General features: G+C 67.1%; 17 protein-coding genes and 2 pseudogenes. 8 read left to right on the top strand and 11 right to left on the bottom strand.

Annotated features, from left to right (window positions below; all coding sequences use genetic code 11):
• Positions 1-44: 44 nt before the first annotated feature.
• The 3 genes from MPSD_RS23055 to MPSD_RS23045 form a co-directional block, all read right to left on the bottom strand.
• Positions 45-848 carry a WecB/TagA/CpsF family glycosyltransferase gene (locus MPSD_RS23055; protein WP_106407445.1) on the bottom strand — a complete coding sequence of 268 codons (804 nt, stop codon included), beginning with the start codon at positions 846-848 and terminating at the stop codon, positions 45-47.
• 188 nt (positions 849-1,036) lie between these two features.
• A complete protein-coding gene (locus MPSD_RS23050; protein ID WP_020786149.1) occupies positions 1,037-2,209 on the bottom strand; it encodes a PPE family protein in 1,173 nt (390 codons plus the stop codon).
• A gap of 316 nt (positions 2,210-2,525) precedes the next feature.
• Positions 2,526-3,062 carry a hypothetical protein gene (locus MPSD_RS23045; RefSeq protein WP_015356994.1) on the bottom strand — a complete coding sequence of 179 codons (537 nt, stop codon included), beginning with the start codon at positions 3,060-3,062 and terminating at the stop codon, positions 2,526-2,528.
• Positions 3,063-3,187: 125 nt separating this feature from the next.
• Between MPSD_RS23045 and MPSD_RS23040 the strand changes: the two genes are divergently transcribed.
• Both MPSD_RS23040 and MPSD_RS23035 read left to right on the top strand, forming a co-directional pair.
• Positions 3,188-3,967 (top strand): bestrophin-like domain, encoded by a 780-nt coding sequence (locus MPSD_RS23040; protein WP_020786150.1) that lies wholly within the window; start codon positions 3,188-3,190, stop codon positions 3,965-3,967.
• Between the two features lie 114 nt (positions 3,968-4,081).
• Positions 4,082-4,333, top strand: a complete 252-nt coding sequence (locus MPSD_RS23035) for a hypothetical protein (RefSeq protein WP_012396050.1) — start codon at positions 4,082-4,084, stop codon at positions 4,331-4,333.
• Positions 4,334-4,368: 35 nt separating this feature from the next.
• Here the strand turns inward: MPSD_RS23035 and MPSD_RS23030 are convergent, their stop codons facing one another.
• A complete protein-coding gene (locus MPSD_RS23030) occupies positions 4,369-5,115 on the bottom strand; it encodes a class I SAM-dependent methyltransferase (protein ID WP_086085528.1) in 747 nt (248 codons plus the stop codon).
• A gap of 164 nt (positions 5,116-5,279) precedes the next feature.
• On the opposite strand from MPSD_RS23030, the gene MPSD_RS23025 reads away from it, so the two are divergent.
• The 3 genes and pseudogenes from MPSD_RS23025 (at position 5,280) to MPSD_RS23015 (ending at position 7,721) form a co-directional block, all read left to right on the top strand.
• On the top strand, positions 5,280-6,281 hold the full coding sequence (locus tag MPSD_RS23025; RefSeq protein WP_085981874.1) for a GNAT family N-acetyltransferase: 1,002 nt from the start codon (positions 5,280-5,282) through the stop codon (positions 6,279-6,281).
• A 71-nt stretch (positions 6,282-6,352) separates the two neighbouring features.
• Positions 6,353-7,040, top strand: a pseudogene (locus tag MPSD_RS23020) (DUF5642 family protein).
• 27 nt (positions 7,041-7,067) lie between these two features.
• Positions 7,068-7,721 carry a DUF5642 family protein gene (locus MPSD_RS23015; protein WP_015356990.1) on the top strand — a complete coding sequence of 218 codons (654 nt, stop codon included), beginning with the start codon at positions 7,068-7,070 and terminating at the stop codon, positions 7,719-7,721.
• 25 nt (positions 7,722-7,746) lie between these two features.
• On the opposite strand, the gene MPSD_RS23010 is transcribed toward MPSD_RS23015, so the two are convergent.
• Positions 7,747-8,343 carry an alpha-ketoglutarate-dependent dioxygenase AlkB gene (locus MPSD_RS23010; RefSeq protein ID WP_179953042.1) on the bottom strand — a complete coding sequence of 199 codons (597 nt, stop codon included), beginning with the start codon at positions 8,341-8,343 and terminating at the stop codon, positions 7,747-7,749.
• Between the two features lie 79 nt (positions 8,344-8,422).
• Here MPSD_RS23010 and arcA point away from each other — a divergent pair, with 79 nt between their 5' ends.
• On the top strand, positions 8,423-9,631 hold the full coding sequence (gene arcA / locus MPSD_RS23005) for an arginine deiminase (RefSeq protein ID WP_036426305.1): 1,209 nt from the start codon (positions 8,423-8,425) through the stop codon (positions 9,629-9,631).
• Here arcA and MPSD_RS23000 read toward each other — a convergent pair.
• Positions 9,628-11,184 (bottom strand): dolichyl-phosphate-mannose--protein mannosyltransferase, encoded by a 1,557-nt coding sequence (locus MPSD_RS23000; RefSeq protein WP_036426306.1) that lies wholly within the window; start codon positions 11,182-11,184, stop codon positions 9,628-9,630. The two genes, arcA and MPSD_RS23000, sit on opposite strands and share 4 nt — an antisense overlap.
• A gap of 25 nt (positions 11,185-11,209) precedes the next feature.
• Between MPSD_RS23000 and rsmI the strand changes: the two genes are divergently transcribed.
• Positions 11,210-12,064, top strand: a complete 855-nt coding sequence (rsmI, locus tag MPSD_RS22995) for a 16S rRNA (cytidine(1402)-2'-O)-methyltransferase (RefSeq protein ID WP_020786156.1) — start codon at positions 11,210-11,212, stop codon at positions 12,062-12,064.
• 7 nt (positions 12,065-12,071) lie between these two features.
• Here the strand turns inward: rsmI and MPSD_RS29805 are convergent.
• The 4 genes and pseudogenes from MPSD_RS29805 to MPSD_RS22975 form a co-directional block, all read right to left on the bottom strand.
• Positions 12,072-13,441 (bottom strand): annotated as a pseudogene (locus MPSD_RS29805) (hypothetical protein).
• Between the two features lie 106 nt (positions 13,442-13,547).
• Positions 13,548-14,822 (bottom strand): aminodeoxychorismate synthase component I, encoded by a 1,275-nt coding sequence (locus MPSD_RS22985; protein WP_036426308.1) that lies wholly within the window; start codon positions 14,820-14,822, stop codon positions 13,548-13,550.
• A 100-nt stretch (positions 14,823-14,922) separates the two neighbouring features.
• Positions 14,923-15,828, bottom strand: a complete 906-nt coding sequence (locus MPSD_RS22980) for an RNA polymerase sigma-70 factor (RefSeq protein WP_015356983.1) — start codon at positions 15,826-15,828, stop codon at positions 14,923-14,925.
• Complete coding sequence (locus MPSD_RS22975) at positions 15,825-17,009, bottom strand: NAD(P)/FAD-dependent oxidoreductase (protein WP_011742189.1); 1,185 nt, start codon at positions 17,007-17,009, stop codon at positions 15,825-15,827. The genes MPSD_RS22980 and MPSD_RS22975 overlap by 4 nt, the downstream gene beginning before the upstream one ends.
• Before the next feature lie 497 nt (positions 17,010-17,506).
• Between MPSD_RS22975 and MPSD_RS22970 the strand changes: the two genes are divergently transcribed.
• Complete coding sequence (locus tag MPSD_RS22970) at positions 17,507-19,210, top strand: hypothetical protein (protein WP_015356982.1); 1,704 nt, start codon at positions 17,507-17,509, stop codon at positions 19,208-19,210.
• 67 nt (positions 19,211-19,277) lie between these two features.
• Here the strand turns inward: MPSD_RS22970 and MPSD_RS29800 are convergent, their stop codons facing one another.
• Complete coding sequence (locus tag MPSD_RS29800) at positions 19,278-19,508, bottom strand: hypothetical protein (RefSeq protein ID WP_232022644.1); 231 nt, start codon at positions 19,506-19,508, stop codon at positions 19,278-19,280.
• Positions 19,509-19,529: the final 21 nt, after the last annotated feature.

The raw sequence follows: 19,529 nt of genomic DNA, 5'->3' as shown, positions 1-19,529 counted from the left end.
CGGGCTGGGTGGTGTCGCGGACGGAGGCTGGGATGTCGACATGATCACTCGATGGCGGGCCCCCGCAGTAGGTGTGGGGGTAGTAGATCAACTGCGCGCGCCGCGCGGAGCAAGGCAATGGGGCCCTGCAACAGATAACGGCGGGCCAACCGGCGGGGCTCGCTGGCCAACCGGTACAGCCATTCCAGGCCGGCCTTCTGCATCCAACCGGGGGCTCGGTTGGTGGCGCCGGCCAGGAAGTCGATGGCACCGCCGCACGGCAGGAAAACCCGGGCCCCGGTCGCGCAGCCGTGCTGGTCGACCCACCGTTCCTGGCGAGGTTTGCCCAAGCTGACGATCAGGATGTCGGTGCTTGCGTTGCGGATAGCGGCCGCCAGGTGTTCTGACGATGATTCGATGTCGTCGGGGGTCGGCGCCCACATGCCCGAAATTGCCAGTGTCGGGTGTCGCGTCGCCAAGGACTCGGCGAGCAGCCGATGGGTCCCGGCGCTGCCGCCAAAAAAGCCGACGCGCTGACCCGAGCGCTCGGCCAACTCCAACAGGCTGGGGAGTAGGTCGGCCCCGGTGATCCGGGGCCATGGCTCGCCCGTGAGCAGCTTGCCCCGCCATGCGATCGGCATGCCGTCGGCCAGCAGCAGCCATTCCAGCCGGCCGCGGGGCGCGGCCGCGATTTTGCGGAAATGGAAGAGGTGGTCGAGATTCACCGAGCCCACCGAGAGGCACCCCTGGGAGGTGGATTGCAGGCGTGACGCGATGATCGACAGCACCTCATCGAACTCGTGGCGCTCGACGATGGTGCCGCTGACGGCCATTCGCACCGCGGGCGCAGACTGGATGCCCTGGTTCATGTTCTCGCGCTTCCTGTCTCGCCCGGCAGGGGTGCGGCTATTGCGACCGCGCCCGCGGTGGCATCGAGTGTCACTCGCCGCTCCTTCCGGAACGGGGTGCGGCGACCGGCACCGTGCGATTGCGGTCACCGCGTGCACCATCCCCGACGGAATCCGGGAAGTCAGCCGCTCGCTGCTCATGGCGGGGCTTACGCGTATCCGCCAGAGGGCGGCCGCGACATGATCGTGGGGACCACGCCGTATCGGGGCCCGGGTGATCTGGGCGCGCCGGCCAACGCTCCCCGCGGCGCCGCACCAAGGACTGTTGGCGCCGCGTTGGCGGCGTCGAGCCCGGCGTTGGGTAGCCCGGAAATCGCGCCCCCGTTCAGCGTTGGGATGACGCTGGTCCAGTTGGCCGGTACCGACAACGGGCCCAGTGAGGCGGCGTTGCCCAGGCCGCCCACCACGCCCGATCCCAACGATCCGAGCGCGCTCGCCCCCGAGCTGGCCGCCCCCGCCGCCGCCCCCTGCACGGCCGCGGCAGCTCCGTTCGCCAAGCCCTGTGCGGTCTGTGCCATTCCCAGGATGGACGACATCGCATACAGCGGGGTGCCGGCCGCCATGAAATAGCTCGGCAGGGCGTAGATCGGGGTGGTGCCGAGTTCGGGGAGTAGCGACGACGTCGCCGCGGTAAGCGCGGAGGTGGGTGATGCGAGCCCGCCGAGCATGGTGGGAACCGCGGAAACCAGTCCGGCCAGCGATAACTGGTCTGTTCCCGTGACCGCGGCGGCCTGGGCTCCCGAGGCGGCGGTTGCGTGGGTGACCGCGGTGGTTTGGGTGGCCGCCCCAGCCGGATTGACGACCTCCGGTGGCGAGTTCAGCACCGTCAGCGCGCACGCGCTTGCCGAGTTTGCCGCGTAGTCATACATCGCCAACGCGTCTTGCGCCCACATCTCGCTGTATGTGGCCTCGGTGGCCGCGATTGCCGGCGAATTCTGACCGAAGAAGTTGGTGGCGGTCAGTGTTGCCAGCTGGACCCGGTTGGCGGCCACCACCGGTGGTGGCACGGTCATTGCCAGGGCGGTCTCGTAGGCTCCCACGGCCAGCGTGGCCTGGCTGGCGGCCTCGCCGGCCTGGGTGGCCACCATGGACGTCCACGTCACATACGGCCAGAAGGCAGATGCCATGGAGAGCGATGCCGGTCCCAGCCAGCCGCCACTGGTGAGTCCCGAGACCACCGATTGGTAGTAGCCCGCGGCGGTCTGCAATTCGGCGGCCAGGCTCGCCCAGCTCGCCGCGGCCGCCGACAGCGATCCGGGGCCGGGCCCGGTGTAGATCCGCGCGGAGTTGATCTCCGGCGGCAGGGCGCCAAAGTCAATCACTTCATGCCTCAGCTCGTGGCCGCTGGGTGCGATTCGAATCGTGAGGCTGCTAGCAGCGGCGCTGGCGGCGCAGCTGGATTTGTGATGGTCGTGATGGCGTGACCCCCTGCCCATCCCTTCCGCCGCGAGGCGGGCGCGGTGTATGATCCAGTCTGGCCGTCGGCGTCCAGGTACGGTCTGTTAGTCACGCCCTTAAATTTCTGCGCTCAGAATATCGAATCAACCAAAAACTTAACTAGTTTTTGCGAAACCCGCTGTGTGTGCTATGTCACCGCCAGGCTGTTCGAGCGGCCGGCGCGGGAACGGGTCGGGGCGGTCAAGGCGTTGTCTGCGCGCTGAGCGATAACAAGGCGGGCGCGACCGGCCGGGTCGCATAGGTACGTCCACCGGCCGACACGGTAAGCGCGATGCGCGGGGGTTGATCCTCGACACGTTCGGTGGCCGCCGCGAAGCGGTGTGCGCGGTGCAGCTCGGTGAGGAAGATGGCGCTGGCGCCGGGTGGAATCTCGTGCGGCACTTCGGTACCGCCGATCGGTGGATCGACCGGCACCAATGATGTGCCGCTAGGATCGGCGCGTATCGCCCAGCCGGTTACCAGGCATGGTGTTCGCGCGCTGTTGACCACCTTGACGCCGATGAAAAACGGGCCGGAGTGCAGTTTCTCCGCGGCGGACGCCAGGGATTCGCGGACGTCGCAGCCGGCATCGTTGGTCACCAAACCGTCGGGTGTCAGCAGGCCGACTATCGGCGTCAACCTCGGTCGTGCGCCCCGTAGCAACATCGCCTGCCAGGTAATCGACGCCACCGCCAGTACGGTCGCGACGATGCCGAGGACAAACGCGGCGACTGTCACCGAATGTCCAAGATGTCGAGCATGATGATGAACGCTACTGGTGATCCGCGCATGAAGTCGAAATGCCTGCCTGCGTGTCCACCCTGTGTCGTTCTCGGAGGCCTGCGATGGTGAGTCGTTGGGTAGTGATCAACATCCCGGCATGGCTGCTGCTGGTCGCCTTGGTCATCCTGGTGGCGGGCGGGGCGGTGCTGATCCAGATGATCGTGCGGCGCCGGTTCCCGAAACTAACCCAGGACGCACACAATGATGCCACCCGATTCGCTTACGGCGTAATCGGATTCGTCTACGCCTTCTTTGTGGGATTCATGGTGTCTGCGCTCTGGAGCCAGATCAACAACGAGGATTCTCAGGCCCGCAGCGAGGGGGCGGCGGCGATCCAGCTGGCGCGAGACCTCACCGTTTTCGACACCGCCGACCGCGACCGGATCCGGCTCGCCCTACTGCAGTACGAGCGCGCCGCCGTGGCGGAATGGCCCATCGCCGCAAGCGGATCCGACTACCCGCAGGCGGACTCCACTCTGCAGGATCTCTACGCCGCCTACCAGCAGGTGCAACCGCGCGATGACACCCAAAAGATTTTTCTCGCCGCATCTTTCAGAAACCTGGAAAAGATGTACCAGGCCCGGGTGGAACGGGTGATTCAAGCTTGCACCGACGAGGGGCCGTCCTGGCTGTTGTGGTCGGTCATCCTGTTGACCAGTGGGTTGGTGTTGGGCTGCTCGATCGTCTTCGGCGTCGAACAGCCCCGCATTCACTACACCTTGGTCGCTACCGTGGGGGTCCTGGTGGCGGTGAACCTGTTCTTGCTACTGGAGCTCGGCCATCCGTTCACCGGCGCGTTGGCGACTTCCCCTGAGCCGCTGCGCGACGTCATCCACGTGCTGTCGCCGCCCTCGTCGTAGTCACGACACGGCCCGGGCGCCAAGTCTGATGATGATCCAAAATTCAGCTGAGCATTTGCTAAGACGGTGTTTTGCCGGGCGGCTCAGGATCGCATCGGTCCTAGGGTCGCTGGCATGAGCACGAAGTACTACCTGCAGATGGTGCCCGTTGAATCCGTGGAGCCGGGTTTTTCGCTGGCCGTCGAGCACCGCGGCGACTACCGCTTGTTCCAGGTCGATTGCACCCAGATGTCCCGGCGCACCGGGCAGCCCGTGATGATCAAGCTCACCTCCGAGCGGCCAGGTGGCAGCGATCCCTGGATTCTGGAATACGAGGCCGGCGCCCCGGTGGCGCGGCTGCTCGGTGTTTGCCAGGTCGCCTCGTAGTGCGGGCCGGCCTGGTCCGCCACCGTGCGTCGGGCCTACTTCGGTTTCGCGGCGACCACGAACTGCAGCCCACGTTGGGTCTGCTGGTCGATGTCGACCAGACCGGCTGAGGAGAACAGGTCGACGAAGCTGTCCTGGTCGAACATGGTGAGCCCGATGGCGCCGGCCGCGGCATCGAGCGCATGGCGGATCGGTGCCCGCTGCCCGGAGTAGGTGGTGAGAATCGCGATGCGGCCGCCGGGGCCTAGCACCCGGACCATCTCGCGGGCGATCCGGAACGGCTCGGGCATCAGGTACAGCGCGCCGAAACAGCAAACAGCGTCAAACGTTTCGTCGTCGAACGGCAACAGGCGGGCGTCGCCGCGCACGTAACAGGTCTGTGGTCCGCTGTTGTCCAGCACCGCCCGAGTCAACATCGGCTCGGAAATATCGAGCCCCACCGCCAGGCTTCCGGCCGGCAGCTGCTTGACCAACGGGGCGGTGAAATTTCCTGGGCCGCAGGCGACGTCGAGTAGGCGGTGGGCGGTCGACAGATGCAACGCTGCCGCCGCCCGGTGTTGCTCGGCTCGTGTGGTGACGCCGCTGGCGAGGTAGAAGGCCGCCGGACGCCACAACCGCTCGTACACGGTCGCGACGAAGCGACTGTTCATGGCCCGTTGGGCAACCGTGGGAACGGGTGAACTGGTGGATTCACCCAGCACGTCGAGGAAGCCGTGCCGTAGATCGCCGGGCTCGGTGAGCAGGCCGCGGGTCACCTCGCGCGGATCTGGGGTGGCACTCATAGCCGGTGCCCTGGTGTCTGGTCCATCTGCCCATTCTGATGCCGAGTCCGGCCCGACTCGCCGGTGCCGGGCCAAAGGGCGCCGGTGGCGTATTGCCGCGGTGGCACGCAACGCCATAACCTGGGTCGGAGCGGACGGCGAGCCCTGCTTGGCGCTGTGGCGGATTGGACGGGATGGCCGAAGTGACCGGCGCGTGGGTAGGAGAACTCGCGGGCATGGACATCTTTGCCGGATGCGCAGCGCAGGATCTCATGCCCTTGGCGGCCCGCCTTGCGCCGCTGCGGGCGGCGGCCGGGCAGATCCTGATGCGCCAGGGTGAGCAGGCGGTCTCATTCCTGCTCATCTCGTCGGGCAGCGCCGAGGTCATCCACGTTGGCGACGACGGCGTGGTGATCGTCGAGCAGGCGTTGCCAGGCATGATCGTCGGCGAAATCGCGCTGTTGCGTAACGTCCCGCGCACCGCGACCGTCACCACGGTCGAGCCGCTGACCGGCTGGATCGGCGGCACCGACGCCTTTGACCTGATGGTTCACATACCCGGCATCATGGATCGGTTGGTGCGCACCGTCCGCCAGCGATTGGCCGCCTTCATCACCCCGATCCCGGTGCCATTGCGCGATGGCACGCAGCTGATGTTGCGCCCAGTCCTGCCCGGCGACAGTGAACGCACCGTGCACGGGCACGTTCATTTCTCCAGCGAGACGATCTACCGGCGATTCATGTCGGCCCGGGTGCCCGATTTGGCGATGATGCACTACCTATCCGAGGTCGACTACGTGGACCACTTCGTCTGGGTGATGGTCGACGGCAGTGATCCGGTGGCCGACGCACGCTTCATCCGCGACAGCGTCGATCCGGCCGTTGCCGAGATCGCCTTCACCGTCGCCGACGCCTACCAGGGCAAGGGCATTGGCAGCTTTCTGATCGGCGCCCTAGCGGTGGCCGCCCGCGTCGACGGTGTGGCCAGGTTCTCCGCGCGGATGCTCGCCGACAACCTGCCGATGCGAACCATCATGGACCGCCACGGCGCGGTCTGGCAGCGCGAGGACGTCGGGGTCATCACCACGGTCATCGATGTGCCCGGCCCGCGCGATCTGGGCTTCGGGCGCGAGATGGCCGGCCAGATCAGGCGCGTCGCGCGCCAGGTGATCGAGGCGGTGAGCTGATCGGGGGCCGGTGCGGACTCAAGCACCGGCGAACCCCCTGACGGGGCCCACGCGGCGTGATATGAACGGTCATGCGCCCGCTCTGGATCGGTCTGCTGGCCATCCTGCTGGTGGGCTCATGCGCGCGGTCCCCGGCGCCGGTGATCGTGCCGGTGCGATCCTCCCCGGCGGCGCGCTCCGCCGTCATCAACCCGGCCAACATCAAGCGGGTCGCCCGCGAACTGCCGCCCGGCTACGAAGTGGGCAGTGATGTCCCCGAAGGCGCGCCACCGCGCGCGCTCTGGCATCTGGGGGCCGGTGCGACCGCCACGCCGGCGCGATGCGCGACGCTTGCCGATCCGGGCGATGGGCGCGACCAGTTCGCCCAGGGGGTGTCCGGTTCGGGCGCCGGCGGCATCGTCAATGCGGTGGTGGTCTCGGTGCCGTCGGGCCCGGTGATCGTGGACGACAGCGTGGTCGCTGAGTGTGCGCAATGGACCATGTCCGACGGGAGCACCCGGGCCAACGTCGAGCTGGTCGAAGCTCCCCGCATCGAGGGCGCCCGAACGCTGGGCATGGTTGCCAGGGTTCGGACACCGGTGGAAGCCGGCACCGAAATCGACTCGCAGACATACACGTTCACCGCCTATCTGGGCGACTACTATTGCGTTCACCGCAGTGACCACCGACCCGGGTTCGGTGCTGCCGCCGCTGCCGCCGCTGCCGCCGCAGTTCGCCGCGGATCTGCTGGTCAAAACGGTGGCAATGTTACGAAGCTGACCTTTCGCGTTGGGTAGGGTAGCCACGATGTCGAAGGTGGCGCTGGCGCTCGGATTGGTGTGCTTGCTTGTCGGGTGTTCGCACGGAGCCGCGCCTTCGATGACCGCCGACATCTCCCGAGTTACGGAACTCAAATCGAGTTTCGGACCGGACTTCAAAGTCAGCGAGATCCCGCCCCGGGCTATCGATCCGCAGTTCTTTGCCGCCCGCAAATTGCCCGACGGACTGACCTTCGATCCGGCCATCTGCGCGACAGCGGCCGTGGGGCCACCGCTGCCACCCGGTTTGCAGGGCAATATGGCCGCTGTCACCGCCGAAGGCAATGGCAATCGATTCGTCGTCATCGCGGTGGAGACCTCGCAGACCCTGCCGACCAATGACCCGGGTAAGGAGTGCGCCAAGATCGCTTTCTCCGGTGCCGGGGTACGCGGCGGCATTGAGGTGGTCGAAGCCCCGCACATCGAGGGGGTGCACACACTCGGTGTGCATCGCGTGCTTCAGGCCCTGGTGGACGGATCGGCGCACACCGGCGAGCTTTACGATTTCTCCGCGCAATTCGGTGACTATCAGCTCAACGTCATCGCCAATCCGCTCGTCGTCCCGGGCCAGAACGTGGCGCCGGTAGACACCCACCGCGCCCGCGACCTACTCGTCAAAGCGGTGCAAGCGGTGCGTCGTTGAGGTTGTTGAGGTTTCGCCGGCGCCGCTAGCACACGCCGCGCGGCCGAAACTGGATGCTGACCCGCGGGCCCGCCGGGGTTGATGTCTTGGGTACCGAATGCTCCCAGGTGCGCTGACATGATCCGCCCATCACCAGCAGATCCCCATGCGCCAGTGGAAGCCGCAACGACGCTCCGCCGCCGCGCGGGCGCAGCGCGAAGATGCGGGTGGCGCCAAGGCTGACGATCGCGACCATGGTGTCCTCGGTGCTGCTGCGGCCGATCGTGTCGCCGTGCCAGGCGACGCTGTCGGAACCGTCTCGATAGCAACACAGTCCGACGGTGGTGAAGGGCTCGCCCAGTTCGCCACCGTAGATGTCGTTGAGCCGCCGCCGCATCCGGGCGAGCTCGGGGTGCGGCGGCTTTTCGATCATCAGGTCATGAAAACTGACCAGCCGGGGCACCTCCACCACCCGGTCATACATCTGGCGCCGCTCGGATCGCCAAGGAACGCGCGATATCAACGCCTCCAGCAGGTCATCGCCGGCTCTGAGCCAGTTCGCGCGGATATCGATGAAGGCGCCGTCGCCGAGTTGTCTTCGCTCGTTGTGCTCGAATAGCGAGCCCTGTACCGCGAACGCCACGGCACCGAGCTTATCGCACATCAGTTCGATGGCGACGTACGGCGCGACCGGTGAAGCCGGCACCGCTACGGTTTGAGTTGTGGTTGATGAGTTGGGCTCCAATTCCGAAGTGGGAACGCTGAAGGTCGTCATCCTGCACCGCCCGGGAACCGAATTGCGCAGGCTCACCCCGCGCAACAGCGACCAGCTGCTCTTTGATGGGCTGCCGTGGGTATCGCGGGCGCAGGAGGAGCATGACCAATTCGCCGAGCTGCTGCGCTCTCGTGGTGTGGAAGTGCTGTTGCTTTCCGAGCTGCTGACCGAGGCGCTGCACAGCGGCGCCGCCCGCATGCAGGGGGTCGCGGCCGCCGTGGATTCGCGTCGGCTTGGAATACCCTTGGCGCAAGAGCTTTCCGCTTACCTGCGTGGTCTGGACCCGGTTCGGCTGTCGCATGTCCTGACCGCCGGGATGACGTTCAACGAGCTTCCGGCCGATGCCCGCACCGACGTGTCGCTGGTGGTTCGGATGCACCACGACGCGGACTTTGTCATCGAGCCCCTGCCGAATCTGCTGTTCACCCGCGACTCGTCGATATGGATCGGGCCGCGGTTTGTCATCCCGTCGCTGGCGATGCGGGCGCGCGTACGCGAGGCGTCGCTGACCGACATCATCTACGCCCATCACCCGCGCTTCACCGGAATACGCCGCGCCTACGAGTCGCGCACCGCTCCCGTCGAGGGCGGTGACGTGCTGCTACTGGCTCCCGGCGTGGTTGCCGTCGGGGTGGGGGAGCGAACCACGCCGGCCGGTGCGGAAGCATTGGCGCGGAGCCTTTTTGATGACGACCTCGCCCACACGGTGCTGGCCGTGCCGATCGCTCAGCGGCGTGCCCAAATGCATTTGGATACCGTGTGCACGATGGTCGACGTCGACAAGGTGGTGATGTACGCGAACGTCGTCGATGAGCTCACGGCCTTCACCATCGAGCGCCAGCCCGATGGCGTCACCATCAGCGATGCGGTTCCGTTCGTGGAGGCGGCCGCCCGTGCGATGGGCATCGAAAAGCTGCAGGTCATCGGGACCGGTATCGATCCCGTTGTCGCCGAACGTGAGCAGTGGGACGACGGAAACAACGCACTGGCGTTGGCGCCGGGTGTCGTCGTCGCCTACGAGCGCAATGCCCAGACCAACGCGCGCCTCGAGGCGGCGGGCATCGAAGTGCTCACCATCGGCGGATCCGAGTTGGGTACCGGCCGGGGCGGGCCGCGGTGCATGTCATGCCCGGTCGCCCGAGACCCCTTGCCCTAGCGCCAGCTGGGGAGCCACATCTGCATGTCCCAGGTCTGCTGTGAGATCGGCAGGCCGGTGAGCACCGGAAACAACCACGCGAAGTTTGTCGCCACCAACGCGATGTAGCAGCAGACGAAGATCAGCCCCAAGGTGTGCCGCTCCTTGCCCTGGCCGGGCTGGTGGAGGATGTCACCGAGAATCAACGCGATGGCCATCACCAAAAATGGGGCCATGGTCGCCGCATAGAAGAAGTACATCTGTCGATCGATGTCGGCGAACCAGGGCAACCACCCGGCGCAGTAGCCAACCAGGACGACCGCGTAACGCCAGTCCCGGCGCACAAACATTCGCCACGCCGCGTAGAGCAACACCGGCACGGCCAGCCACCACATTGCGGGCGTGCCGACCAGCATCTCGGCCTTGACACAGGACTGTGGACCGCAGCCGGGAACGTTCTGCTGATCGATGGCATAAAGCACCGGGCGCAACGACATCGGCCAGCTCCACGGCTTGGACTCCCATGGGTGGTGATTGCCGGCGGAATTCGTCAGGGTGGCGTGGAAGTGAAACGCCTTGGCGGTGTAGTACCAGAGCGACCGAATGGCGTCGGGCAGCGGAACCACGCTATCGGGACCGATGGTCAGGCCCACCTGGTGGCGGTCAATCGCAGTCTCCGACGCGAACCACCCCGCATAGGAGGCCAGGTAGACCCCGAACGGGATGAGCGCCAGCGCATATCCGGTGGGGATGAGGTCGCGACGCAACATCCCCAGCCATGGCCGGGGCACCCGATACTGACGCCGCGCCGCCACGTCGAACGCCAGCGACATGGCGCCGAAGAACGCGATGAAATACAGACCAGACCACTTGGTGGCGAAGGCCAGGCCCAGCAGCACCCCGGCACCGAAGCGCCACCACCGCACCCCCAGCCGCGGGCCCCAGGCCGTCTCGCCGATACGTCCCTGCAGCATGGCGACGTGCATGCGCGCCCGCACCTGATCGCGATCGACGATGAGCGCGCCGAAGGCGGCCGCCACGAAAAACGTCAGGAAGCCGTCGAGCAGCGCGGTGCGGGCGGCCACGAAGCTGACGCCGTCACAGATGAGCAGTAGTCCGGCAATGGCTCCGACCAGGGTTGACCGGGTGATGCGGCGCACTATCCGCACCACCAGCGCCACCATGACCACGCCCAGCAGCGCGCCGCTGAATCGCCACCCCAATCCGGTGTACCCGAACAGGGCCTCACCGATCGCAATCATCTGTTTGCCGACGGGAGGATGAACGACCAGGCCGAACCCCGGGTTGTCTTCGATGCCGTGGTTGTTGAGCACCTGCCAGGCTTGCGGTGCGTAGTGTTTCTCGTCGAAGATCGGCGTGCCGGCATCGGTCGGCGAACCCAGGTTCAGGAACCGGGTCACCGCGGCGAGCAGCGTGATTACGCCGGTCACCACCCAGCCGCGCAACCGGTCGACCGGCCCGAAATCCGCGATCGGCACCAGCGGTCCGGGACTGACAACGGGTACCGCGCGTTCCCCGGCGACGACGGAGGTTTCTTGAGGCGGTGCGGTCATCGGTGTCGATCGTAGGCTGTCGGTCATGACCGTTGGTCGTCTGCTGCTCGGGGCAACCCCATTGGGCCAGCCCTCGGATGCGTCCGCGCGCCTGATCGATGCGCTCACCAGTGCCGATGTGGTGGCGGCCGAGGACACGCGCCGCGTGCGAACCCTGGCCAAGGCGCTCGACATCTCGATTGGCGGCCGCGTGGTCAGCCTGTTCGATCGGGTTGAGGCCTTGCGGGTGGGCACCCTGGTCGAGGCGATTGAAGCCGGCGCGACGGTGTTGGTGGTCAGCGACGCCGGAATGCCGATCATCAACGACCCCGGCTATCGATTGGTGGCGGCGTGTATCGAGGCCGGGATCTCGGTGACTTGCCTGCCCGGGCCGTCCGCGGTAACGACGGCACTGGTGGTATCCGGTTTGGCGTCGGACAAGTTCTGCTTCGAGGGGTTTGCGCCACGCAAGAGCGGGGCGCGCCGGGCCTGGCTGGCCTCGCTGGCCGAAGAGCCGCGCACCTGCGTGTTCTTCGAGTCACCGCGCAGGCTGGCGGCGTGCCTGCGTGATGCCGTCGAGCAGCTCGGGGGTTCGCGTCCCGCCGCGGTCTGCCGGGAACTGACGAAGGTGCACGAGGAGGTGCGACGCGGATCGCTCGGCGAACTTGCCGACTGGGCGGCCGACGGCGTGCTCGGCGAAATCACCGTGGTACTGGCCGGTGCTGCCCCGTTGCACGTCGACCTGCAGTCGCTGGTGGCGGAGGTGGAGAACCTCGTCGCGGGCGGCATTCGGGTCAAAGACGCCTGCAGTGAGGTGGCTACGGGGCACCAGGGCATCCGTACGCGCGAACTCTACGATGCGGTCCAGCTGGCGCGCCGCGAAACGGATGCGGCGCCGTAGCTGCCGATCAGTTGGGTGTGCAGGTGCTCCCGATGGGGCCGATTGTCGGCGTACACAGGCGCGGGGGCGAGATCTTCGGAGGCGAGATCTTCGGAGGGCCGGTGCCGGCAGCGCCGGCAGCTGTGGCAGCTGTGGCGGCGCCGGTGGACCGCCCAATGACGGTAGACCGACCTTGGGCGCGGGCAAACCGGCCGGCAGGGCGGGTAGGCCCGCGGCCGGGAGCGCGGGGAGGCCCGCGGCCGGCAGGGCCGGCAGACCGCCCGCTGCCAGGGCCGGCAGACCGCCCGCTGCCAGTGCCGGCAGACCGCCCGCTGCCAGTGCCGGCAGCGCCGCTGCCAGCATCGTCGGATCGCCCCCGGGCAGAATGGCCTGAAGGTTTGGCAGGCCGCCCGGCAGCTGCGGCAGTCCGCCCGTCACCATCGCCATCACATCGGTGGCCGACATGCCCGGCAGCGCGGCCTGAAGCATGGGCAGCATGGAGGCCAGCTGCGGCGCTCCGCCCATCACGGCCACCGCCAGCAGGTCGGTGGTTGACACGCTCGCCAGACCCGGCAAGGCATTGGCCGCCTCGGTCAGCAGAGTTGCTGGAGACACTCCCGACAGGGCGGGCAGGCTAAGACCCGGTATTCCGCCCATTGACGCCAGCGTGACCAGACCTGCGGGGGTCAGGCCGGGCAAGGCGGCCAGGCCCGGCGCGGCCAAGGTGGGCAGCAGCGATGATGCCGTCGCCGTGGAGGGCAGCAGCATATTGGTCACGGAGCTGATCGGTACGCTGAGGTCCGGCAGGATTCCTGCCGAGCGCAGGGTGTTGTAGGCGAGCATGACGTAGGTGACTGCCAGTGCGCCGGAAGTCACGGCGCTCGTCACTGAGCCGGTGATGCCCAGCACCGAGCCGACCACGTTCGGCACCGAGGGCACACCGATCGTGGGGAAACCAACCGTCGGAACACCCACGCTGGGAAGACCGACACCGGGGATGCCAACGCCGGGAATGCCGACGTCAGGGACGCCGGCAGGGGGCGGCAACGCGGTCAGGGCCGAGCCGCCCGCGTCCAGGCCGCCCGGTAGGCCCGATCCGCCGGGAATGCGAGCTGCTGCAGGGACCGCGGGTGGCTGCTCCAAGCCCGGCAGCATGGCCTGCGGTGCCTCGGCGGGGGTTATCTCCGCCGGTCCGGCGGGCTGTGCTGCCTCTCCGGGCGGCTTCGGTATCAGGACCGATGCCAGCCGGTCGCATTGCTGCCCCGCGGTGCATGCCCCCTGGTTAGGCGCGTGCATCGGCCCGGACATGGTCAGTGGCGAAACCGCCACCGTCCCGCCCACCATGGCCGCGGCGGCAACGCCAACGACACCGACTCTCATGAAGGTCCCCTCTCGCATTCGACCGCGGCGCGCACACGGGTCGATGCTTAGGGGCTTAGGCGTCAGCGGCCCATTGCGTGGGCGTTGGCCGAAATTCGTTGGTTATCGGGGCCTGGTTTGCTGACTAGCCCACCCTGGTGGCGGTTGTGGGCGCCGGCAAGCCAACGACGGGCGCGGCCTTATGCAGGCATTCTTCCCATTCGGCGCCGGGATCGGAGTCGGCGGTGATGCCGCCTCCCGCGCCCAGTACCGCGTTGCCTATCGTGTCGAATTCCACGGTGCGGATGGCGACGTTGAGCTCGCAACCGGCGATTGGAGAGGCCAAACCAACTGTGCCGCAGTAAATTCCACGACGGCGCTGTTCCCATTGCGAAATCAATTGGCGGGCACGGAGTTTGGGTGTTCCGGTGACCGAGGCGGGTGGGAAGGTGGCGTCCAGGAGCGCCGAGGTCGGCAACTCGACCGGGACCTGGGCCGACACCGTGGACACCAGGTGCCACACCCCAGGGGCGCGCCGCACCACCAGCAGTTCGGGCACCGTCACGGTGCCGGTAATCGCAACCCGGCCAAGGTCGTTGCGGACCAAGTCCACGATCATGATGTTTTCGGCCACCTCTTTGGGCGATGCCCGCAACGCCGACGGCCAGGCGTCCAGGGGCAGGGTCCCCTTGATCGGGCTGGATGTCACCGTGTCGCCGCGACGCTGCAGGAAAAGCTCGGGGGACAGCGATGCGATCGCGCCCCAATCGCCGGCGACATAGGCGGCCCGGGCCGGGGAAGTGCGCGCGACTCCGTCGATGAAGAAATCCAGTGGGTCCCCGGCCACCGTTCCGGTGAACTGGGTGCATACGCACGCCTGGTAGACCTCGCCGGCCGCGATCGCATCCAAGCAGGCCAGCACGCCTTCGCGGTGTGCGTGCCGGTCGGCCGTTCCCCAGTCGATCAGGCAGGTCGCCGCCGGGCGGGCGGATAGCCCCGGGGTTGCTGATAGCGCGTTGCCCAGCCAGTCCGGCATGGGCGCACCGGACAGGTTTTCGTACCACCACCGCCCGTCGCGGTCCCGGCGCAGCACGCTGTCGGTCCAGCCGCCGGCCGCTTCCGGGATTCGGCCACCGTGTCCGTCGGCGCCAGGGTCTGGATAGGACAGGTAGCCCACCCAGCCGCCACCGACCGCGCCCGGCACCGACGCCGCCGCGGTATCGGCGCCGCGCCGGATCGGGAAGGTATCTGTGCTGGTCACCGGCCGCACCGACACACTGGGGGCGATGACTGCCAGCGCGCCGAACCATTCGCCAGTGAGGGCGGCCGGCGGCGGCAGATCCAGTTGCCGGGTGGCATGGCCGACGGCGCGCAGCACCTGGGGGGCGCTGCCAAGATCGCCGAGCCGGTCGATTAACACCGCTTTAGCTTGACAGAACGATGGGTTTTCGCACGCCACGAGTCCAGCCCGGCGACGGCAGGCGGTGCGGCGGTGCCGGTGAGCGGCCGGGCCGCGACGCCTAGCCGCGGCTGATTTCGTGGGCCCGCGCCACCGCCGTCAGCTTGTCCGGATTACGCATCACATAGAAGTTGGTGATCTTGTCGCCGACGATTTCCAGCGTGATCACTCCCTCCAACTGCCCGCCGAGATAGAACAGGACCGCGGGAGCACTGTTGCACGTCACCAGCTCGACCTGCAGTTCGGTTGCTGCTTTGCGGATGAGCCCGGTGATGGCCCTGGCCACCCGTTCGGCGCCGACCACCGGCTTGCGGGCCGCAGACACCTTGCCGCCACTGTCGGCCAGCCAGGTCGCATCCGGTGCCAGCATCGCCATCAACGCTTCCACGTCGCCGCTGGCAGCGGTCTGCAGAAACTGGGCGGTGAGCTGCGCATTGCGTTGCGGGTCGACATCGCCGTACTTCTTGCGCCGCGCCTGGATGTGCGCGCGGGCCCGGTGAGCGACCTGGCGCACCGTCGGAGCGGGCTTTCCCACCGCGTCGGCGATCTCCTCATAGTCGAATCCGAACACCTCGCGCAGTACGAACACCGCGCGCTCGTCGGGGGTCAGGGTCTCCAGCAGGACCAGCATGGCCATCGACACCGATTCCGCGAGTACCAGATCAGCCGACGGGTCGCTCTCGTCGAGTAGCAGCGGCTCGGGGAGCCACGGCCCCACGTACTCCTCGCGGCGGCGAGCGCCGGCCCGCAATGCGTTAAGCGACTGGCGAGTTACCAGTTGGGCCAGGTAGGACTTGGTGTCGCGGACGGCCGACAAGTCGACCGCCGCCCACCGCAAATAGCTCTCCTGCAGCACGTCGTCGGATTCGGTTGCTGAGCCCAGGATTTCGTAGGCAATGGTGAACAACAGCGGGCGCAGCAGGGTGAACCGTTCGGCATGCTCGTCACTGTGCGACGGTGGTGTCATGGGAGCACAACCGGTTGCTCGGCCGACGGTTGGACGGGTCGGCTGCCGCCCTTCAGCCAGAAGTACGAGCCGGGTTTGGCGGCCTCGCGCCGCAGCGCCCACAGGGTGCCCTTGCAGATGGCTTCCTTGACTGCCGCGCCGGCACGGCCGCCGATGATCACGTTCACCGGGGTGTCGTCGGTGTGCGCGAGTTGAATCGTGCCGTAGCTGCGGCCCACGCTGATGCATTGTCCGACGAACGCCTGGTTCAGCGCGACGGGTTGATCTCCAGCGATCCGGCTCAGCACCGTGTTTGCCGCCTGGGCCCCCAGCGGCCCGGCGGCTTGGCAGCTCATCCGCAAGGGCTGGCCCGACGGCGCGACGGCGTCGCCGGCGGCAACGATGCGGTCATCGCTGACGCTGGTCAGCGTCTCATCGGTGAGCAATCGGCCCAGATCGTCGGTGCGGAGCCCGCTGCGGGCGGCCAGATCCGGGACACCGAATCCCGCCGTCCACACGGTGGCGGCGCTGGCGAGCACCGTGTCATCGGCCAGCACCACCGCATTCCACCGGACTTCGCTGACGGCCGCCGATTCCAGCACGTTCACCCCGAGTTTGCCCAGTTGCCTGGCCACCGAGCGGCGGCCGCGGTTGCTCAATGACGGCCCCAGCCTGCCGCCGCAGACCAACGTGACGCGGCGGCCACGCTCGGCAAGCTCGGCCGCGGCCTCGATGCCGGTCAATCCGCCGCCGACCACGGTGATGGCGGCGTCGGCGGGCAGATCGGCCATCGCGTGCCGCAGCCGTGTCGCGCCGTCGAGGTCGGCCACCGAAAATGCGAACTCGGCGGCGCCTGCCACGGCGGGCATCGCCGCGGTGCTGCCGACGGCGTAGATCAGGTAGTCGTAGCCCAGCTCGGATCCCGATGTCAGTAGCAACCGGTGTTCATCGGCGTCGATCCGGTCGACGGCGTCGACCACCAGGTGAATGCCGTCGCCGAGCATCGAGTCGTAGTCGACGGTGGCGGTGCCGCTGCCCGCGGCCAACTGGTGCAACCGAATCCGCTCGACAAAGACAGGACGCGGGTTCACCACGGTGATCTCCAGGTCCGCACGCGACCTCAAGTGGTTGGCGGCCATGATTCCGGCGTAGCCGCCGCCGATCACGACGACATGGTTGCGGTCCTCGGTCATCTCGCTCATCTGCTGCCTCCGTGTTGTTGCCGTTGTTGCGGACTCTTGGGGAACGCAACGGACTTGTGCCCTCAAGACACCGCAGACCGGCCTGCCGTGACAGTAAGGGCCCCGATTGTGAGCTGTCTCACTTTCGGCACGCCCGGTCCCACGGCCGGGCCTGCTTGCGCCAACCACCTCCGGTTAGCTGACCGGGCGCATCGTCACCGCATTGGGCCGTCGCGCGCCGGCTCGGCGGCGCGGCTGGACCGGGCGTGCGTGTTAGGCTCGCTTAACTAGAATCGAGCCGTGACTTTCCCGGTAGACCCGGCGGAAAACCAGGCGAACTGGGGTTTATCAATGCGCACTGGCGTGCATTCGAAAATCTGGGCTCGAACAGGCCGCTCGTCAACTGAAGGTAGTCAGCAACGCGTTGGCGGCGTTGTTATCCGCTCGTTGGATGCCGATGCCGTTGCTCGCCGACCGCGAGGCGTCGATGCTCGGCGCGATCTGGCTCGAATGTGAGAATGGTTCGGACAATTAAGAAACACACATCGATCGTTGTTGCGTGCGTGGTTCTTCTACTGGGCGGGGCACTCGACGGCTGCAGCAGAAGCCACGAAAACAACAGCCCACTGGCCGCGATAGTCAGTCCCGCGATTCCGGCAGCTTCCCAGGAGCTCCCCAACCCGCTGCGCGGCCAGTACGAAGACCTCTTGGAACCGCTGTTCCCGCAACGCGATCCCGCCCAGCAGCGGTACCCGGCTTGGCCGGCGTCGTTCGACGCCAGCTTGCGTCTCCCGTGGCGCCAGCTGCAGCCGGTGGATCCGGCCACGCTGGGGCCCAACCCTCCCGATGAACTCAAGTACGACTTCGGCCTGATCGACGACGCGCTGAGCAAGCTGGCCGATCGTCGCATGCGCTTGACCCTGCGCATCTACGCCTACAACTCCTGCTGCAACGACTCCTACCCGAACAACACCAACATCGCCGTGCCCGACTGGTTGCGCGCGATTCCGGGAACCACCACCAGCTATCCGGGGCCGGCCCACGGCGTGGGTGCCGGAGTGACGCAGGTGGTGCCGAACTTCAACGATCCCACCTATCTGCGCAGCTTCGGCGAGTTGCTGGCGGCGCTGGGCCGCCGCTACGACGGCGACGAACGGCTCAGCGTGTTCGAGTTCTCCGGATACGGAGACTTCAGCGAAAACCACATCGCCTATCTGCGTGACTCGCTAGGTGCGCCCGGTCCGGCCCCCGATGCCAGCGCCGCCGCCCTTGGTTACTACAGCCAGTTCCGCGACCAGAACATCACCACCGATTCCATTCGGCAGCTGGTCGGGGCGAACGTCAGCGCCTTCCCCCGAACCCAATTGGTGACCAGTCCGGCCAACCCGGAGATCGTTCGCGAACTCCTTGCCGACGACGTCACCAAGAAGCTTTCCGCGCCGGTCGGTATCCGGTCGGACTGCCTTGGGGTCTATGCGCCAATGCCGGCCTGGGCGGACGGCAATGGCGCTCACTACGTGCAGACCCAAGATCCCGTGGTCGGGCAGCTGCGGCAACGACTGGCCACGGCGCCGGTGATCACCGAATGGTGCCAATTGCCCGAGGGCACCACGCGGCAGGCCTACTACGAGAAGGGCCTGCGCGACGTCATGAGATACCACGTCTCGATGACATCGAGCATCAACTTCCCCGACGAGGACTCGCGCTCACCGATGGATCCCAAGCTGTACTTGCTGTGGGCCCAGGCCAATGCGACCGCGGGATATCGCTATTCGGTCGAAGCCAAACCCGGATCCCAAGGGATGGACGGCAAGGCGGCGACCATCTCGGTGGTCTGGACCAACTCCGGCTCCGCCGCTGCGACCGAGAAATGGGTACCCGGCTTCCGGTTGGTGGACTTCACCGGACAGACGATTCGCACGCTGCCATCGAGCGTGGACCTCAAATCTCTGGTTCCCGAGGCGCCCGGCGATCGCAATGCCATTGCGCCGATACCGGCGTCGGCAACCGAGACGGTACGTATCGATCTGACTGGCCTGCCGGCCGGTCACTACACGCTACGGGCTGCGATCGATTGGCAACAGCACAAACCGAATGGTTCGCACCTGGTGGACTATCCGCCCATGCTGCTGGCTCGGGACGGCCGCGACGATTCCGGCTTTTACGCCATTGCAGCACTCGATGTGCCCCGCGACGCGCAGACCTCGGTCAGCGATCAATGACACCGTAGGTTTGCTGACGTTGTGCTGAACGAGTTTCCTGTGCCGGTCGGCGATCTGGGTGCCGGACCTAGGAGCCCGGCCTCTGGGGGCGCAGGCCGCCCGGACGACGGTCCCTGACGACTCGGGCGGGAATGCCGGCGACCTCGACATCGTCAGGTACCGGCTTGATGACGACCGCGCTCGCGTAGATGACCACACGGCTGCCGACATCGGCGCCGAGCACCGTGGCTCCGACCGAGATGAAAACGTCATCGCCGATCGTCGGGTATTCGCCGGCGCGTCCTTCACCTATTGTCACGCCATGGTGGATTCGGCAATT

It is taken from the genome of Mycobacterium pseudoshottsii JCM 15466, assembly GCF_003584745.1.
Lineage (GTDB): Bacteria > Actinomycetota > Actinomycetes > Mycobacteriales > Mycobacteriaceae > Mycobacterium > Mycobacterium marinum.
Note: the sequence above shows the minus strand (reverse complement) of the source record. Positions and strands in the feature narration are given on the sequence as shown.